Raw genomic sequence first — 18392 nt, 5'->3', positions numbered from 1 at the left:
CGACCCGGCGCGAACCAGGAAGTGGTGTTTCAAGGGATTGGCCGCCCCGGGACCGTCCGCGCCGATGCGTGTCCGGTGCTCCCTGCCGAGCGACTAGAGAACACTACCCCTGTCCGGCATCGCGGGCAAGTCGCTCCCGGAGACGGTGAGGGTGCAGAGCGAGCGGCCGGCCTTCACGTACTCGCCGTTGGGGTGGTCGTTGCCGCTGACCCACTGGCGGGCGGTGGCCTCGTCGCGCCCGCCGTCGCGGTGGCGGCTCAGCAGGCGCTGCTCGCGGACGGCGTCGTCGGTGTGGACGTACCAGAGCTCGCGCATCCGACGGCGGGCGTCCGGCCAGGGGGCGTCGGCGGAGGCGAGGTAGTTGCCCTCGGTGATGACGAGGCGGGTGTGCGGGCGGACGACGTGGCGGGCCGCGACGGGTTCGTCGAGGGTGCGGTCGAAGTCGGGGACGTAGATGTCCTGGAAGCGGTCCTCGGTGATGCGGCGCAGCAGGGCTACGTACCCGTGGGCGTCGAAGGTGGTGGGGGCGCCCTTGCGGTGGGCGAGGCCGAGGCGGTCGAGCTGGGCGGCGGAGAGGTGGAAGCCGTCGAGGGGGACGTAGGCGGCAGTGCCGGGGCCCTCGATGCGGTCGATCTCGGCGACCAGGTGCCGGGCGAGGGTGGACTTGCCGGCGCCGGGCGGGCCGGCAAGTCCGAGGATCGTGCGGGCGGTGCTGCCCGGGCCGCGGAGGAGTCCGAGGGCGAGGGCGGTGGGCTGGGCCTCGTTCATGGCCGCACCCTAGTGCGCTCAGTGCGCGGCGGGGGCGGGTGTGGTGAGGGCGGGCAGGTCCAGGGTGAGGGTGCCGGCGTCGGCGTCGAGCAGGGCGGGGACGCCGAGCGGGACGGTGAGGCTGGACGGGCAGTGGCCGAAGCCCAGTTCCCAGAGCACGGGTATGCCGAGCGGCCCGAGGCGGTCGAGCATCACCTGTCGCACCCGGTCCGGCCGTCCGCAGCCCTCCCAGGAGCCGAGGGCGATGCCGGCGACGCCGTCCAGGGCGCCGGAGCGCAGGAACTGGGTGAGCAGCCGGTCGAGCTGGTAGGGGTGCTCGTTGACGTCCTCCAGGACGAGGATGCTGCCCGCGAAGGACGGCCGGGCGGCGGGGGTGCCGCGTTCGGCGGCGAGGACGTGGACGCATCCGCCGGCCGTGACGCCGCGGGCCCGGCCGCCGACGAGCGCGGTGGCGGTAGGCGAGGTGAGCACGGTGGTGGCGGCCGGCTCGAAGAGGGTCCGGCGCAGGTGTTCGGCGGTGGGGCCGTCGTCGACGAAGGCGGCGCCTGCGGCCAGCGGCCCGTACAGGGTGGCGAGGCCGAGGCGCTGGGCGAAGGCCTCGTGGAGGGAGGAGACGTCGCTGAAGCCGATGAACGGCTTGGGCGGGACGGCGGCCATGGCCGTCCAGTCGAGCAGGTCGACCATGCGGTGGACGCCGTAGCCGCCGCGGGCGGCGATGACGGCGTCGACGGTGGGGTCGAGCCAGGCGGCCTGGAGGTCGGCGGCACGGTCGGCGTCGGTGCCGGCGAGGTAGCCGAGGCCGGGGTGGGTGTCGAGGACGTGCGGGGAGACGGTGACGCGCAGGCCCCAGGAGCGGAGGATCTCGCAGCCCGCGGTGAGCCGCTCGGGGTCGATCGGGCCGCTGGTCGCGACGACTGCGATGTGGTCGCCGGGGCGCAGGTGCGGCGGTCGGGTCAGCCCCGGTCCGGGTGGGGTCGGGTGCTGGTCCATGGGCCGGTCCGCCTTTCGGGAGGGTGGGGAGGGTGCGGGAGCGTTCGGGCGGCCTCGCACACGTCGAGGCCGCCCGTGACGATATGCCCCCGCGTCGACCGGTCGATGTTCCGATGCGTCGAGCACCGGTACGTCGGGCACGTCGACGCATCGACCCATCGATGTACCGATGCACCGGCCCGAGCGGGTGAGGGCCCTTCAGACGATCGCACCCATCACCTCCCGGACCTCGGCGAGGGTGGCGTCGGCGACGGCGTTGGCCCGCTCGGCGCCGTCGCGCAGGACCTGCCGCAGGTGGCCGCGGTCGCCGGCGAGTTCGGCGCGGCGGGTGCGCAGCGGGCGCAGGTACTCGTTGACGGCCTCGGTGGCGGTGCGCTTGAGGGCGGCGGCGCCGCCGTCCCCGATCTCCTCGGCGACGGCCTCGGGGTCGCGTTCCTGGCAGAGCGCGGTGAGCAGGACGAGGCTGGAGACCTCGGGGCGGCCGGTCGGGTCGTAGCCGATGCGGCGCTCGGCGTCGGTCTTGGCGCCGCGGATCAGGCGGGCGGTCTCGTCCTCGGTGGCGCCGAGGGTGATCGCGTTGCCGCGGCTCTTGCTCATCTTGCCGCCGTCGGTGCCGAGCAGCAGCGGGGCGTCGGAGAGCAGGGCCCGGGGGCTGGGGAAGACGCCGCTGCCGTCCGCGTGCGGGTAGCGCTCGTTGAAGCGGCGGGCGATGGTGCGGGCGACTTCGAGGTGGGGCACCTGGTCCTGGCCGACCGGGACGAGGGTGGCCTTGCAGGAGAGCAGGTCGGCGGCCTGGTGGACGGGGTAGGTGAACATCAGTCCGCTGACGGCGGACTGGCGGGAGTGGGCGATCTCGTCCTTGACGGTGGGGTTGCGGCTCAGTTCGGCGACGCTGACCAGGCTGAGGAAGGGCAGCATCAGCTGGTTGAGGGCGGGGACGGCGCTGTGGGCGAAGATCGTGGCGCGGTCGGGGTCGACGCCCGCGGCGAGGTAGTCGAGGACGAGGTTCTCGGTGTGCTCGGCGAGCCGGTCGGCGACGTCCCGGTCGGTGATCACCTGGTAGTCGGCGACCAGGACGAACAGGTCGACGCCCTGGTCCTGGAGGCGGACCCGGTTCTGCAGGGTGCCGAAGTAGTGGCCGAGGTGGAGCGGCCCGGTGGGGCGGTCCCCGGTGAGCACGCGCTGGGTGGCCGGGTCGGCGGTCGGGGCGGAGGTCCGGGCGGAGATCGGGCTGGTCATCGGGGTTGCTCCTCGGTGCGGCTGCGGTGGTGGCTGCGGCCGTCCGGGGCGAGGGGCCCCGTCCTGCGGAGAAACGCGTCAGGGCCGTCCGAATCCCGGACGGCCCTGGTCAGGCGAGCGTGGTGGCCGTCCTAGGACGGCCACCAGCACAGGCCCGTGAAGCGCTTCATGCGGCCCATCGTAGCGTCAGTCCTCGACGACGAGGGCGGGAATGTCCTTGCGCAGCGTCTCGCCGCGGAAGAACTCCGGCCGGATCCGGCCGTACCCGGTCATCAGCGCGGCGCCGAGGAGCAGGATGCCGACGCCGATGACGAACACCGAGCCGATGCCGAGGACGGAGCCGCTGCCGTAGTCGGGGGCCCAGGCGTCGGTGAGGGTCTGCAGGAAGACGGCGGTCAGCAGCACGCCGCCGAGCAGCGGGGCGACGCCCTTGAGCAGGAGGTCGCGCGGGCTGGTGCGCAGGGTGCGGCGGAAGTACCAGACGCAGGCGAAGGCGGTCAGTGCGTAGTAGAAGCAGATCATCAGACCGAGCGCCAGGATGGTGTCCTGGACGACGTTCTCGCTGATCAGGCTCATGCCGACGTAGAAGACGGCGGTCGCGACACCGGCCGCGACGGTCGCGTAGCCGGGGGTGCGGAAGCGCGGGTGGACGGCACCGAAGCGCGGCGGCACCGCGCGGTAGGCACTCATCGCGAGCAGCGTGCGGGCCACGGGGATGAAGGTGGTCTGCAGGCTGGCGGCGGCGCTGGCGACCACCGCCAGGAACAGCAGGATGCTCCACGGCGAGCCGAGCACCGGACGGGCGAGCGCGGCGAAGACGTTGTCGGCGGTCGCCGGGTTGCCGAGGCCGGTGCCGGCGGTGCCGGCACCCGCGAACATCTGCGCGGCGATCGCGACCAGCAGGTACGAGCCGACCAGGGTGACCATCGAGATCATCGCGGCGCGGCCGGGCGTCCTGGCGCTGCCGAGGGTCTCCTCGTTCATGGTGAGGCAGGTGTCCCAGCCCCAGTACATGAAGATCGACAGCGACAGGCCCGCGGTGAACGCGCTGAACGAGCCCACCTGGAGCGGGTCGAGCCAGGAGGGCGAGAAGCCGATCGAGTCCGGCAGGCCGCCGGAGACGGCCCTGCCGACCGCGATGCCCGAGAACAGCAGCAGGACGGCGAGTTGGAGACCGACCAGGCCGTACTGGAACCACTTGGTGGCCGTCATCCCCCGGTAGCTCATCGCGGTGGCGCCGGCGATCAGCAGGACCACGGTCAGCAGGTGGACGGCCTTGTCCTGGTCGAGGTCGGCGATCCAGCCGCTCCCGGTCATCTCGCCGAGCATCAGGTAGAGGAACTCCGTCGCCACCCCGGCCAGGTTGGACAGCACGATGATGGTCGCGACGGTCAGCCCCCAGCCGGCCATCCAGCCGACCCGGGGGCCGAACGCCCGGGCCGCCCAGGTGAAGGACGTGCCGCAGTCCGGGAAGTCCTTGTTCAGCTCCTTGTACGCGAACGCCACGAGCAGCATCGGCAGGAAGCCCGCCAGGAACACCGCGGGCATCTGCACGCCGACCGCGGTGACGGTCGGGCCGAGCGTCGCGGTCAGGCAGTAGACCGGGGCGACCGTCGAGACGCCCAGCACCACGCTGCCCAGCAGGCCGACCGAGCCGCCCCGCAGGCCCTTGTCCCCCGCTCCCCCGGCCGTCCCACCGTCAGGGACGTCACCACTGGTGCCACTGACCGGGGCACCCTGCGGAGCGCCGGGCGCCATTGCCCGGCCGCTACCTCTGCGCTCTGAGAGCTGCTGATCAAACACCAGCGCACTCTAAGTGCGGACACGAAATGTTGAATAGACCAACTCTTGGTGATTCTTTGCACTTCGTTGGTGTTCGTCCGTGCCGTCCGACCGGTCCCTCCGCGAGCCCCTCGGGACGGCACACGGGTGCGCACGCCCGGCGCGCAGCGGGTGCCGCACGCCCCGGTCGAGGAGCCGCCGCGGATCCCTCGCGCGCGGCATTCGGGCGGCCACCCCCGTAGGGTCGGCGGAATTCCGCGGGCACGCGCCCTGAAATGACGCTTGGAGCTGATCGCGCGGTGCGGGAGGATCATCGGGACCGTCCCCGAAGGGCCCGCCGATGACTTCGCTCCACCCCACCGCCACCGACCCGTCCCAACCGTGCCCGCCGGCGGACAGCGCCGGGGCCCCGCCCCCGCCCGCCGCGCGCTGCGCGATCACGAGGGCCGCCGACGCCGGCCCCGCCGAGGCGGAGCCGTCCGGCTTCACCCGGCCCGACTCGGTGCCGCAGCCGCGTGGACCGCTCGACGCCGCGCTGCGGGACGCCGAACCGCGACGTGCCGAACTGCCGGGCGCCGCACCGCTCGACGCGCCCGTGCCCGTGCCCGTACCCCCGCCCGTACCCCCGTCCGTGCCCGTGCCCTCCGGTCGGTCGGCGCCGGTGTCGGCACCGGCGCCGGCCGCGCTGCCGCGTCCGGCCCGCGAGCGGCCGCACGGCCTCGGCCCCCTGCGGCCCTCGCCCTCACGCCGACTGCGCCGGATGCACCCCGAGCCGGCCCCGACCGGGCAGGAGGCGGCCGCACGGGAGACGGCCGCGACCTGTCCGGCCGGGACGGAACCCCGAGCCGATCTCCGTGCCGGCCTCGGAGCGGCCCGCGAAGGCGCCCCGGCGACCACCGCAGCGGACCCCCGACTCGCCCCGGCCACCGGCACGGTGAACCCTCCGGCGGCGTCGGGCATGGATGCGGGCCCCGGCTGGTCGGCCGGCGGGCCCGGGGCCGGGCCGGGCCGCGCCGAGCCGCCGCTCGGCATCCTGATCAGCGCCGGTCCGGGCCAGTCCGAGACCGTGGGACGGCCGGAGGAGCGGGCACCGGTCCGGGTCGCGGCGCACGCCGTCCGGGTCGGACGCGGCACCAGCCTGGTCGTCCTGCCGTCCTGGCGGCCCGCCATCGCCGTGTCGGTGCCGACCGAGCAGCTGCTGTCCGCGACCGGGCTCGCCGTCGAGCAGTTGGGCGCCGCCCGGCTGACCGTGCTGATGAACCCCGGCGCGCTGCACGACCGGGAGTTGGAGCTGCACGGCTGGGAGTCCGCTCCGGCCGGGCGGGGCCGACGCGGCGGACGCCCGTAGCGGGTCGGATGTCCGTAGCGGGTCGGATGTCCGTAGCGGGTGGGGCACCCATGGCAGGTAGGGCGCCCCGCGGCCCGGTCGCCGTCACTCGGTCGGGCGGTTCCTCAGCGGGCCGCCGGGCCGTTCGGGACGTACCCGAGCTCGACGGGCACCGGGGCGCACCCGTCGACGGCCCAGCCCTCCCGCACGGCGTCCAGCAGCTCCGGCAGCCGGGGCGGCCAGAGCGCGTCGGCGTTCTCGTCGGCGAGGTCGGCCCGGGTCCACCAGCGCCAGTCGAGGATGCGGTCGGTGGCGTGCACCGCGCTGACGTCGCCGACCGGGCCGCGGTGCGGGCCGGTGGTGAGGTAGATGTGCTCGTGCTGGCGCACCGGGGTGCCGTGCCAGGTGAAGTCGTGCTCCCAGGTGCAGAGCAGCGGGCCCGGTTCGAGGTCGGTCCAGCCGGTCTCCTCCCAGAGTTCCCGGCGGGCGCCCTGCTCCGGGGTCTCCCCCGGTTCCAGGCCGCCGCCCGGCATGGTCCAGTGCACGCCCACCTCGTCGTTGTCCGACCGGAGCAGGAAGACCGAGCCGTCCCCGTCCAGGACCACCGTGCGGGCGGCCTGCCGGGGAACGCGCTTACGGCGCAGCAGTTTTCGCATCGGACCACTCTCGCAGCGGCCGGTGAGGGCGTCGAGCGGATCGCGGCACGGCGCGACCGCTCCCCCGCCCCCGTTCGCCGGCCGTACCCTGACCGCCATGCGTGTACCCGCGATCATCTTCCCCGCCGATCCGCTCAACCCGCGCCGGCCCGACCCGCACTTCGCGTGGGAGGCCCGGCTGCTGCGGGAGTTGGGCGGCCGGCACCACCTGGTGGACCACGACGCGCTGCTCGGCGGGGACGCCCGGGAGGCCGTCCGGCGGGTGCCGGAGGACAGCGGCCCGCTCTGGTACCGGGGCTGGATGGTGCCCTCGACCCGCTACGCCGAGCTCGCCGCCGCACTCGCCGAGCGCGGCGGCGCCCTGCTGACCAGCGCGGCCGGGTACGCGGCGGCCCACGAACTGCCCGGCTGGTACGGGGTGTTCGAGGGGGCGACCCCGGACAGCGCGTGGATTCCGTGGGACGGCTCGGCGGCGGGGCCCGGGCCGGAGGAGCTGGCGGCGGCGGTGGCCCGGCTCGGCGGGAGCGGGCCGGCGGTCGTCAAGGACTACGTGAAGTCGCGCAAGCACGAGTGGCACGAGGCTTGCTACGTACCGGAGTTGGCCGACCTGGCGGCAGTCGGGCGGGTGGTGGGGCGGTTCGTCGAGCTGCAGGGCGATTTCCTGGCCGGCGGGGTGGTGATCCGGCGCTACGAGGAGTTCGAGCGTGCGGACACCGGGCCGGCCGGGGGTGACGGCGGCGGGGATCCGGGCGCGGATGCCGAGGACGACGGCACCGGCGGGCGCGCCGTGGAGGCGCGGGTGTGGTGGCTGGACGGCCGGCCGGTGCTGATCGGGCCGCACCCGGACACCCCGCACCTCGCCGTCGAGCCCGACCTCACCGACGTGCCGGCGCTGGTCCGGGCACTCGGCTGCCGGTTCGTCACCACCGACCTCGCCCGGCTGGCGGACGGCTCCGGCTGGCGGGTGGTCGAGGTCGGGGACGGGCAGGTCAGCGACCTGCCGCGCGGGATCGACGCCTCCGGGCTGCTGGCCTCGCTGATCGCCGCCTGACGGCCGGCGGGGCCGGCCGGCTTCGGTCGGATCCGGTCGGGCCCGACCGAACGCGGTCGGGCCCGCTGGCTGCGGCCGCCGTTCGCCGGTTACCCGGCCGGGACCGGCTGGACCGGCTCGGCCTGACCGGCCTGACCGGCCCGCTCGGCCGCGTGGTGGCCGTCCGCGATGAACGCCTGCCAGAGCCGGGCGTACGTCCCGCCCCGGGCGAGCAGTTCGGTGTGCGTGCCGTCCTCGACCACCCGGCCGTGGTCCAGCACGACCACCCGGTCGGCGCGTTCGGCCGTGGTCAGGCGGTGGGCGATGACCAGCGTGGTGCGGCCGCCGCTGAGCCGGTCCGCGGCCCGGTTGACCGCCGCCTCGGTGGCCAGGTCGAGCGCCGCGGTGGCCTCGTCCAGCAACAGGACGTCCGGGTCGACGAGTTCCGCCCGGGCGAGCGCGATCAGCTGGCGCTGGCCGGCCGAGAGGTTCCGTCCGCGGCCCGCGACCTCGTGGTCGTAGCCGCCCGACAGTCGGACGATCATGTCGTGCGCGCCGACCGCCCGGGCCGCCTTCTCCACCTCGGCCGCCGAGGCGTCCGGCCGGCCGTACGCGATCGCCTCGCGTACGGTGCCCGCGAACAGGTAGGCCTCCTGCGGGACCACGCCCAGCCGGTGGCGGTACTGCGCCAGGTCGTAGCGGGTGAGGTCGACCCCGTCCACCCGGACGGTGCCGGCCGTCGCGTCGTAGAACCGGGCGACCAGCTTGACCAGCGTCGACTTCCCGGCGCCGGTCTCGCCGACCAGCGCCACCGTCTGACCGGCCGGGATGCGCAGGTTCACGTCGGTCAGCACGTCCGGGGCGCCGTCCGCACCGCCGTTGTAGGCGAATCCGACGCCCTCGAAGGCGATCTCGCCGCGCAGCCGTCCGGCGACCGGCACCGGGTCGGCCGCCTCGGCGGTGGTGGTCGGGGTGCGCAGCAGCTCGCGGATCCGGCCGAGGCCGACCGAGGCCTGCTGGTAGCCGTCGAACACCTGGGACAGCTGGTTGACCGGCGCGAAGAACAGGTCGATGTACAGCAGGTAGGCGACCAGTGCGCCGACCGTCAGCGTCCCGTCGTCGACCCGGGACGCGCCCACGATCAGCACCAGCGCGGCGGCCACGCTGGAGAGGAACTGGACGAACGGGAAGTAGAGCGATATGTAGAGCTGCGCGCGGACCCGGGCGTCGCGGTAGGCGATGCCGCGGGCGACGAAGCGGTCGGTGTTGGTGTCCAGGCGGCGGAACGCCTGGACGATGCGCATGCCGGCCACGTTCTCCTGCAGGTCGGCGTTGACCGTGCTGATGAGGTCGCGGGACAGCTCGTACTGCTCCCTGGACTTCCTGCGGAACACCAGGGTCGCGATCACCAGCAGCGGCAGCACCGCGAAGACCACCAGGGCCAGGCCCGCGTCGATGATCAGCAGGGCGGCGAAGATGCCGGCGAAGGTCAGCAGGCTGACCACGGCGGTGACCAGGCCGGTCTGCAGGAACGACGTGAGCGAGTCCAGGTCGGTGGTCATCCGGGTCATGATCCGGCCGGTCAGCTCGCGCTCGTAGTAGTCCAGGCCGAGCCGGTTGAGGTGGGCGAAGATCTTCAACCGCAGCGTGTACAGCACGCGCTCGCCGGTCCGGCCGCTCACCCGGTTCTCGGCGCCCTGGACCAGCCAGTCCAGCAGCACGACGACCAGCGCGGCGAGCCCGGCCACCGCGACCCCGGACATCAGGCTCTTGCTCACGCCCTCGTCGATCCCGTCCCGGATCAGCACCGGGAGCACCAGGGCGGCGGCCGCGTCCAGGGCGACCAGCAGGAAGGCGAGCGCCAGCGGGCGGCGGAAGGGGCGCAGCAGGCGGCCGAGGGTGAAGTCGGCGTCGCCCGCCTCGGCCTCGGCGCGGGGGACGGCCGGGGTGTCGGCCGCGGGCGGCAGGGCGGCGACCTTGGCCAGCAGCTCGGGGTCGGCGGTGCGGGCCGCCTTGGTCAGGGCGGGGGTGGGGAGGTCGGGGGTCGGCTCGGCGGCCGGCTCGGGCCGGGCGGGGTCGGCCTTCCCGTTCGATGAGGCCTGCCCGTTCGATTCGGCGGGCCCGTTTGCTTCGGCGGGCTCGTTCGGTCCGGCGAGTTCGTTCGGTTCGGCGGGCTCGTTCGGTTCGGCGAGTTCGTTCGGTTCGGCGGGCTCGTTCGGTTCGGCGGGCTCGGCGGGCCCGGCCTCGGCCGTCCCGCTCTGGGCGGCCGGGGTGCGGCCGGCCTCGGGGTCGGTGATCAGGGCCCGGTACTGGGGACATCGGGCGTCGAGTTCCTCGTGCGTGCCGATGTCCAGCAGCCGGCCCTGCTCCAGGACGGCGATCCGGTCGGCGAGCTGGAGGGTCGAGCGGCGGTGGGCGATCAGCAGCGTGGTGCGGCCGGTCATCACGGACCGCAGGGCGTCGTGGATCTCCGCCTCGATCTGCGGGTCGACCGCCGAGGTGGCGTCGTCCAGCAGCAGGATGCGGGGGTCGGTGAGGATCGCCCGGGCGAGGGCGATGCGCTGGCGCTGGCCGCCGGAGAGGGTCAGCCCCTGCTCGCCGACCTTGGTGTCGTAGCCGTCCGGGAGCGCGCGGATGAACTCGTCGGCCTGGGCGGCGCGGGCGGCGGCGACGATCTGCTCGTCGGTGGCGTCGGGGCGGCCGTACGCGATGTTGGTGGCGACCGACTCCGAGAACAGGAAGCTCTCCTCGGGGACGATGCCGACCGCCGCGCGGACCGAGTCCAGGCTGAGGTCGCGCAGGTCGTGGCCGTAGAGGCGGACGGTGCCGGCGGCCGGGTCGTAGAAGCGGGGCACCAGCTGGGCCACCGTCGACTTGCCGGAGCCGGAGGCGCCGACCAGGGCGAGGGTCTCGCCGGGGGCCAGCGTCAGGCTGAGGCCGTGCAGGACCGGGGCGGGGTGCTCGGGGTCGTAGCGGAACTCGACCTGGTCGAATTCCAGGGCGACGTCCCGGGTCCGTGGGCCGACCGGGGTGCCGGTGGTGGCGGCCGCGGCCGCGGTGGTGCTCGCGTCAGCGGTGGTGTTCGCGTCAACGGTGGCGACGCCGGCCGGAGTCTCCGCGGTGGTGTCGCCGAGGGTGAGGTCCAGGGTGAGCGCGCCCGGGCGCTCCTGGACCAGCGGGCGCTCGTCGATCAGCTGCAGGACGCGCTCGACACCCGCCCGGGCTTGCTGGCCGACCGTGATGATCATGGTCAGCATCCGGACCGGGCCGGTCATCTGCGCGACGTAGGTGGAGAAGGCGACGAAGGTGCCGAGCGAGACCTGGCCGTCGACGGCCAGCCAGCCGCCGAAGAACAGCACCGCGACCTGCGCGAGCGCGGGTATCGCCTGCATCGCGGGGTTGTAGCGGGCGTTGAGCCGGATCGAGCGCAGCCGGGCGGCGAAGAGGTTCCGGGAGGCGCCCTCCAGCTTGTCCAGCTCCTGCGCCTCCTGCCCGAAGCCCTTGACCACGCGGACGCCGCCGATCGCGCCGTCCACCACGCCGGCGACGGCGGCGGCCTCCTGCTGGGCCGCCCAGGTGGCGGGGAACAGGCGCTTGCGGCTGAGCACCGACATCCACCACAGCGCCGGGGCCATCACCAGGGCGATCAGGGTGAGCGGCGGGGACAGCCAGACCATGACGCCCAGCGACATGACGAACATCAGCAGGTAGCCGGTCATCATCGGCAGCATCGAGAGCAGGCCGTTGACCAGCTGGAGGTCGGACGTGGCGCGGCCGACCACCTGGCCGGTGTCCAGGCGGTCCTGGCGGTGACCGTCGAGCCGGCCGAGCGAGCGGAACAGGTCCGCCCGCATGTCGTGCTGGACGTCCAGGGCGAGCTGGCCGCCGAAGTAGCGGCGGACCTGGGTGCAGCCGAAGACCACGGCGGCGGCGAGCAGCAGCACCAGCGCCCACGGGGCCAGGGGCCGGGTGTGGGTGGTGATGACGTCGTCGATGATCAGCTTGGTGACCAGCGGCACCAGCGCGGTGACGGCCATGCCGAGCAGCGAGGCGCCGAAGGCGAGCAGCAGGCTGCGGCGGGACCGCCAGCAGTAGCCGAGCAGGCGGCGCAGCCAGCCGGCGGCCTCCGGGGCGTCACCGGCGGCGGCCGGGCCCGGAGCGTCGTCGGGCACGGCCCGACTCGGGGCGGGGGCCGCGCCGGCCGAGCCCTGGGCCGGGGTCGGGGTGCCGCTCGGGGATGGCTGGGATTGCTCCACCGTAGATCCGTGAGTCTCGGGCATATTTAGGGATGCTAACCATTTCGTCGGGTGGCCGCCACGGCGTTTTCGACCCCGTTGAGCCGAGGGACACGCCCGGGCAGCCCGGATCGTCCGGTCCGGCGGACAGACCAACAGCCTGCGGCCTGCCCCGATTCCCGGTCGAACGCGAATTCGGACCGGCCGGCCGACCGCGCCCCCTCCAGGGTCGCCGAACGGGCGCCGCGCACCCAGCGGCCGGGGGCGGGCGGGCACCGGCCTTTGGACCTAGGGCCGGAGGTGGGGGCGAGGGGGCGGGAGGCTCAGGCCTCGGCTTCGGTCCCGGCTTCGACCCCGGGCTCTGCTCCGGCCTTGCCCCTCGCCTCGGCCCCGGCTCCCGCGCCGGTCGCCGAGTTCGCGGCCGCCGCGAAGGCGCCGTGGGCGAGGGCGTGCAGCAGGGCGGCCATGCCGTCGCGCTGAAGTCCCGCGCGCTCGCCCTGGCCCGGGTTCGAACCGAGGCTGTGCGGGGTCGAGTTGATCAGCCCGAAGACGGCGTGCACGGCCGCCCGGGCCACCGGCTCCGCGCCGGGGGCGGCCAGCGGCGGGTAGGCCTGCCGGACCACGTCCACCCACAGTTCGACGTAGCCGCGCTGCAGCCGCCGGACGGTGCGGCGGTCCTCCTCCTTGAGGTTCAGCAGTTCACGGTCGTGCAGGGTGATCAGGTCGCGGTCGTCGAGGGCGAACTCGACGTGGCCGCCGATCAGCGCGTCCAGGGCGGCGTGCGGTCCACCCCCGCCGCCGGCCCGGCGCCGGCCCTCCTCCAGCAGGCGCTCGCTGATGCCGATCAGCAGATCGGCGAGCATCGCGTCCTTGCCCGCGAAGTGGCGGTAGAGACCGGGGCCGCTGATGCCGACCGCCTTGCCGATCTCGTCCACGCCGACACCGAGGAAGCCCCGGGCGGCGAACAGCCTCGCGGCCTCACGGCGGATCTGGTCACGGCGTGTGAGTGCGGAGGCTGTCGGGACGTTCGGCATGCCGCCCATCGTAGACAGTCGGGTTATCGAGCGTTAACCTGGCCGCGTAAGTTAACGTTCATTAACGTGGGGATCGTGGCCGCACCGCACCCGGCCGCCGTCCTGGTGCCGAGGGCAAGGGAGCTCTTGGGAATGGTCATCTCAACCGCCGGCACAGCCACCGGCGTCCAGCTCAGCGCGACGAACGGCACCGCGGTGCCGGGTGCCGCCGCACCGGGAGCGGCCGCCCCGGCGCCCCGGCTCGGCACCTCCGCGGACCCGGGCTCCGCCGCCTACCAGGCCAACGCCGAGGCGCACCGGGCCCTGGTCGCCGAACTGCGGGCGAAGCTCGACGCGGCCGCGCTCGGCGGCGGCGCCAAGGCCCGCGCCCGCCACACCTCGCGCGGCAAGCTCCTCCCCCGCGACCGGGTGGACACCCTGCTCGACCCGGGCTCGCCCTTCCTGGAGCTGGCCCCGCTGGCGGCCGACGGGATGTACGGCGGGGCGGCGCCCGCCGCCGGGGTGATCTCCGGCATCGGACGGGTCGCCGGCCGCGAGGTGGTCGTGGTCGCCAACGACGCCACTGTCAAGGGCGGCACCTACTACCCGATGACGGTGAAGAAGCATCTGCGCGCCCAGGAGGTCGCGCTGGAGAACCGCCTCCCCTGCGTCTACCTGGTGGACTCCGGCGGCGCCTTCCTCCCCATGCAGGACGAGGTGTTCCCGGACCGCGACCACTTCGGCCGGATCTTCTACAACCAGGCCCGGCTCTCCGCCGCCGGCATCCCGCAGATCGCCGCCGTGCTGGGCTCCTGCACGGCCGGCGGCGCGTACGTCCCGGCGATGAGCGACCAGGCCGTGATCGTCCGCAACCAGGGCACGATCTTCCTGGGCGGCCCGCCGCTGGTGAAGGCCGCCACCGGCGAGGTGGTCACCGCCGAGGAGCTGGGCGGCGGCGAGCTGCACTCCCGCACCTCCGGTGTGACGGACCACCTGGCCGAGGACGACGCCCACGCCCTCTCCCTGGTCCGCACGATCGTGGCCGGGCTCGGCCCGCGCGAGCCCAGGCCGTGGCCGCTCACTCCGGTCGAGCCCCCGGCCGTCGACCCGGCCGGCCTGTACGGGGCCGTCCCGGTCGACCCGCGCACGCCGTACGACGTCCGCGAGGTGATCGCCCGCCTGGTCGACGGCAGCCGCTTCGCCGAGTTCAAGGCCGAGTACGGTTCGACCCTGGTCACCGGCTTCGCCCGGATCCACGGTCACCCGGTCGGCATCGTCGCCAACAACGGCGTGCTGTTCTCCGAATCGGCCCTCAAGGGCGCGCACTTCATCGAGTTGTGCGACCAGCGCGGCATCCCCCTCCTCTTCCTGCAGAACATCACCGGCTTCATGGTCGGCAGGCAGTACGAGGCGGGCGGCATCGCCAAGAACGGCGCCAAGATGGTCAACGCCGTCGCCTGCACCCGCGTCCCGAAGCTGACCGTGGTGATCGGCGGCTCGTACGGAGCCGGCAACTACTCGATGTGCGGCCGGGCCTACTCACCTCGCTTCCTGTGGATGTGGCCGGGGGCGAAGATCTCCGTGATGGGCGGCGAGCAGGCGGCCTCCGTCCTCGCCACCGTCCGCCGCGACCAGCTGGAGGCGCACGGCGAGCAGTGGCCGGCCGAGGCGGAGGAGGAGTTCAAGCGCCCGGTCCGCGAGCAGTACGAGCACCAGGGCAACGCCTACTACGCCACCGCGCGGCTCTGGGACGACGGCGTGATCGACCCGATGGACACCCGCACCGTGGTCGGTCTCGCCCTCACCGCCTGCGCCAACGCCCCGCTGCCGCCCGCCGGCCCGTACGGCGTCTTCCGGATGTGACCCGCCGGCGCCGGCGCACCCCGGTCGCCCGCGCCCCCCCGCCCCCCCCCCCCCCCCCCCCCCCCCCCCCCCCCCCCCGCCCGGTCACCACCACCTCCTTCGTACGGCCCCCTCGACCCGGAGGAACGCCTCCCATGTTCGACACAGTTCTGGTCGCCAACCGCGGCGAGATCGCCCTGCGGGTGATTCGCACCCTGCGGCGGCTCGGCGTCCGTTCGGTCGCCGTCTTCAGCGACGCGGACGCCGACGCCCCGCACGTCCGCGAGGCTGACGTCGCGGTCCGGCTCGGCCCGGCCGACCGCAGCGACAGCTCGGCTGCCGAGACCTACCTGCGGACCGACCAGATCCTCGCCGCCGCCCGCCGCACGGGCGCCCAGGCCGTCCACCCCGGCTACGGCTTCCTCGCCGAGAACCCCGGCTTCGCCCGCGCCTGCGCCGACGCGGGCCTCGTCTTCATCGGACCACCTCCCGGTGCGGTCGAGTTGATGGGTGACAAGATCAACGCCAAGGAGGCCGTCCGGGCCGCCGGCGTCCCGGTGGTCCCCGGCAGCCAGGCCACGGCGCCCAGCGACGAGGACCTCGTCGCCGCCGCCGACGAGATCGGCTACCCCGTCCTGCTCAAGCCGTCCGCCGGAGGCGGCGGCAAGGGCATGCGGCTGGTGCGGGACCCCGCCGACCTGCCCACCGAGATCGCCGCCGCCCGCCGCGTCGCCCGGACCGCCTTCGGCGACGACACCCTGCTCCTGGAGCGCTGGGTCGACCGGCCGCGCCACATCGAGGTCCAGGTGCTCGCCGACGCCCACGGCACCACCGTCCACCTCGGCGAGCGCGAGTGCAGCCTGCAGCGCCGCCACCAGAAACTGATCGAAGAGGCTCCCTCCGTTCTCCTCAATGCCGAGACCCGCGCCGCGATGGGCGCCGCGGCCGTCCGCGCCGCGGAGTCCTGCGGCTACACCGGGGCCGGCACCGTGGAGTTCATCGTCCCCGGCATCGACCCGGACTCCCCCGCCTCCGCCTCCGCCGAGGGGGTGCGGGACTTCTTCTTCATGGAGATGAACACCCGCCTCCAGGTGGAACACCCCGTCACCGAACTCGCCATCGCCATCAGCGAGGACTCAGCCCGACTCGACCTGGTCGAGTGGCAGCTGCGCGTCGCCGCCGGCGAACCGCTCTCCTTCGATCAGTCCGATGTCTCCTTCCAGGGCCACGCCATCGAGGCCCGCATCTGCGCCGAGGACCCGGAACGGGACTTCCTGCCCACCGGCGGCCGCATCCTCACCCTGGACGAGCCCCGGGGCGAAGGCATCCGCGTCGACTCCGGGGTCGCCCCCGGAACCGTCATCACCAGCGCCTACGACCCCATGCTCGCCAAGGTCATCGCGTACGGGCCCGACCGCCCGACCGCGCTGCGCCGGCTCCGCGCCGCGCTGGCCGACACCCGCGTCCTGGGCGTCACCACCAACACCGGCTTCCTGCGCCGACTGCTCGCCCACCCCGAGGTCGTCGCCGGCCGACTGGACACCGGCCTGGTGGAACAGACGGCCCGGCAGCAGCCGGCCCTGCTCGCCTCGCCGTACTCCCCGGCGAACGCGGCCCCGCCGGCAGCGCCCGCCGACGCCACCGACCCCGCGGCGACCGAAGCTCCGTCACCCGCCCACCTCCTCTACTACGCGGCCGCGCTGGCACGGCACCTGGACCTCACCCCGGCCGCCGACCCCGGCGGCTGGACCGACCCGTTCTCCCTTCCCTCCGGCTGGCGCCTGGGCGGCACCCCCGCCTGGACCGCCCACCGGCTCCGGGCCCCCGGCCAGGACCCGGTGTCGGTGCGCATCCGTCCGATCACTGCGGGCAACGTAGCCGACGCCACTGACAATTCCGCCGGGCGCATCATGGAGGTGGAGCTCCGGCTCGACGCCGGGCCCGTCCACCGCGCCCGCGCGGCCCGGGTCGGCGACCGCCTGCACCTGACCGTCGACGGCCTGCAGACCACCTTCGCGCTGGCCGCCGACACCGACCCCGGCCTCGCCGCCGGCCCGGTGACCTGGCTCGGCGTCGACGGCGACGCCTGGGCGGTGCACCCGCACGACCCGGTCGGCGAGAGCGCCGCCGCGGCCGGCGCCCACCACGGCGCCCTGACCGCCCCGATGCCCGGCACCGTCACGGTCGTCAAGACCACGACGGGCGAGACGGTCCGCAAGGGCCAGCCCCTGCTCGTGCTGGAGGCCATGAAGATGGAACACGTGATCGCGGCGCCGCACGACGGCGTGGTCGCCGAGCTGCGGGCCACCGCCGGCGCGACCGTCGCGATGGAGGACCTGCTGGTCGTCGTCACCCCGGCCGAGGACGCCGCCGAGCCGGCCGCCGAGGAGGTCCGGTCATGACCGCCGCGACCCACGAGCCCGACGCCCTCGACCTGGGCCTGCCCGCCCCGGTCCGCGCCGCCGGCCTGCCCGAAGAGGTCCGGATCCACGAGGTCGGGGCGCGCGACGGGCTGCAGAACGAGAAGTCCCTGGTGCCCGTCGAGGTCAAGGCGGAGTTCATCGCCCGGCTCGCGGCCGCCGGCCTGCGGACCGTCGAGGCCACCAGCTTCGTTCACCCGAAATGGGTACCGCAGCTGGCCGACGCCGAGGAGCTGATGCCCCGGCTCGCCGACCTGCCGGAGCGCCACCCCGGCCTGCGGCTGCCGGTGCTGGTGCCCAACGAGCGCGGCCTCGACCGTGCGCTCGCCCACGGCGCCACCGACGTCGCGGTGTTCGCCAGCGCCACCGAGACCTTCGCCCGGCGCAACCTCAACCGCTCCGCGGACGAGGCCATGGCGATGTTCCGCCCGGTCGTGACCCGGGCCACCGAGGCCGGGACGGCCGTCCGCGGCTACCTCTCGATGTGCTTCGGCGACCCCTGGGAGGGGCCCGTCCCGGTCGAGCAGGTGGTCCGGTACGGCGCCGAGCTGCTGGAGATGGGCTGCGCGGAGCTGAGCCTCGGCGACACCATCGGCGTCGCCACGCCGGGCCAGGTCGACGCCCTGCTGGCGGGCTTCGCCCGGGCCGGGGTGCCGACCGACCGGATCGCCGTGCACTTCCACGACACCTACGGCCAGGCGCTCAGCAACACCCTGGCGGCGCTGCGCGCGGGCGTCACCACGGTGGACGCGTCGGCCGGCGGCCTGGGCGGCTGCCCGTACGCCAAGAGCGCGACCGGCAACCTGGCCACCGAGGACCTGGTGTGGATGCTGCACGGGCTCGGCATCCGGACCGGCGTCGACCTGCGGGCGCTGGTCGCGACCAGCGGCTGGATGGCCGACCGCCTGGGCCGGCCGAGCCCCTCCCGAACCGTCCAGGCGCTGCTCGGCGCCGCCCGGGGCTGACCCGCCCCGCACCCGCCGGGCCCGGCCCGGCGCCGGCCGTCCGCACGGCCCGACCGGCGCCGGGCACCACGCCCATCCCCCAACCACACCGCGCGACTGTCACACCGTCAGACAGGAGCCGGTCA

General features: G+C 74.6%; 12 protein-coding genes. 5 read left to right on the top strand and 7 right to left on the bottom strand.

Going from position 1 to position 18392, the window contains the following annotated elements; translation table 11 throughout:
- Positions 1–93: 93 nt before the first annotated feature.
- From ACPC54_RS39170 to ACPC54_RS39155, 4 genes are all read right to left on the bottom strand, one after another.
- Positions 94–768 carry a nucleoside/nucleotide kinase family protein gene (locus tag ACPC54_RS39170; RefSeq protein WP_498972000.1) on the bottom strand — a complete coding sequence of 225 codons (675 nt, stop codon included), beginning with the start codon at positions 766–768 and terminating at the stop codon, positions 94–96.
- Positions 769–786: 18 nt separating this feature from the next.
- A complete protein-coding gene (locus tag ACPC54_RS39165; RefSeq protein ID WP_498971998.1) occupies positions 787–1758 on the bottom strand; it encodes a S66 peptidase family protein in 972 nt (323 codons plus the stop codon).
- Positions 1759–1956: 198 nt separating this feature from the next.
- Positions 1957–2997, bottom strand: coding sequence for a tryptophan--tRNA ligase (gene trpS / locus ACPC54_RS39160; RefSeq protein ID WP_498971996.1), 1041 nt, complete (start codon positions 2995–2997; stop codon positions 1957–1959).
- A 186-nt stretch (positions 2998–3183) separates the two neighbouring features.
- The gene (locus ACPC54_RS39155) at positions 3184–4755 is read right to left on the bottom strand and encodes an APC family permease (protein WP_498971994.1); all 1572 of its coding nucleotides are present in this window, start codon (positions 4753–4755) and stop codon (positions 3184–3186) included.
- Positions 4756–5119: 364 nt separating this feature from the next.
- On the opposite strand from ACPC54_RS39155, the gene ACPC54_RS39150 reads away from it, so the two are divergent.
- Complete coding sequence (locus tag ACPC54_RS39150; RefSeq protein WP_498971992.1) at positions 5120–6127, top strand: hypothetical protein; 1008 nt, start codon at positions 5120–5122, stop codon at positions 6125–6127.
- A gap of 104 nt (positions 6128–6231) precedes the next feature.
- Here ACPC54_RS39150 and ACPC54_RS39145 read toward each other — a convergent pair whose 3' ends face one another.
- Entirely contained in the window at positions 6232–6762 is a 531-nt protein-coding gene (locus tag ACPC54_RS39145; RefSeq protein ID WP_498971990.1) for an NUDIX hydrolase, read from the bottom strand.
- A gap of 97 nt (positions 6763–6859) precedes the next feature.
- Here ACPC54_RS39145 and ACPC54_RS39140 point away from each other — a divergent pair, with 97 nt between their 5' ends.
- A complete protein-coding gene (locus ACPC54_RS39140; RefSeq protein ID WP_498971988.1) occupies positions 6860–7813 on the top strand; it encodes an ATP-grasp domain-containing protein in 954 nt (317 codons plus the stop codon).
- Between the two features lie 89 nt (positions 7814–7902).
- Here the strand turns inward: ACPC54_RS39140 and ACPC54_RS39135 are convergent, their stop codons facing one another.
- Positions 7903–11964: an ABC transporter ATP-binding protein gene (locus ACPC54_RS39135; protein WP_498971987.1), complete on the bottom strand. Its 4062-nt coding sequence runs from the start codon at positions 11962–11964 to the stop codon at positions 7903–7905.
- 386 nt (positions 11965–12350) lie between these two features.
- Positions 12351–13061 (bottom strand): TetR/AcrR family transcriptional regulator, encoded by a 711-nt coding sequence (locus ACPC54_RS39130; RefSeq protein WP_498971984.1) that lies wholly within the window; start codon positions 13059–13061, stop codon positions 12351–12353.
- 132 nt (positions 13062–13193) lie between these two features.
- Here ACPC54_RS39130 and ACPC54_RS39125 point away from each other — a divergent pair, with 132 nt between their 5' ends.
- From ACPC54_RS39125 to ACPC54_RS39115, 3 genes are all read left to right on the top strand, one after another.
- Positions 13194–14903, top strand: coding sequence for a carboxyl transferase domain-containing protein (locus ACPC54_RS39125; RefSeq protein WP_498971982.1), 1710 nt, complete (start codon positions 13194–13196; stop codon positions 14901–14903).
- Between the two features lie 134 nt (positions 14904–15037).
- Positions 15038–17284: an acetyl/propionyl/methylcrotonyl-CoA carboxylase subunit alpha gene (locus ACPC54_RS39120; RefSeq protein WP_498971980.1), complete on the top strand. Its 2247-nt coding sequence runs from the start codon at positions 15038–15040 to the stop codon at positions 17282–17284.
- Positions 17281–18267 (top strand): hydroxymethylglutaryl-CoA lyase, encoded by a 987-nt coding sequence (locus tag ACPC54_RS39115; RefSeq protein ID WP_498971978.1) that lies wholly within the window; start codon positions 17281–17283, stop codon positions 18265–18267. Before ACPC54_RS39120 ends, ACPC54_RS39115 begins: the two co-directional genes overlap by 4 nt.
- The last annotated feature ends 125 nt before the right edge of the window (positions 18268–18392 follow it).

Origin of the sequence: Kitasatospora sp. NPDC094028, assembly GCF_049543595.1 — a bacterium.
Lineage (GTDB): Bacteria > Actinomycetota > Actinomycetes > Streptomycetales > Streptomycetaceae > Kitasatospora.
The sequence above is the reverse complement of the archived record's forward strand: the minus strand, read 5'-3'. Positions and strand labels throughout refer to the sequence as shown.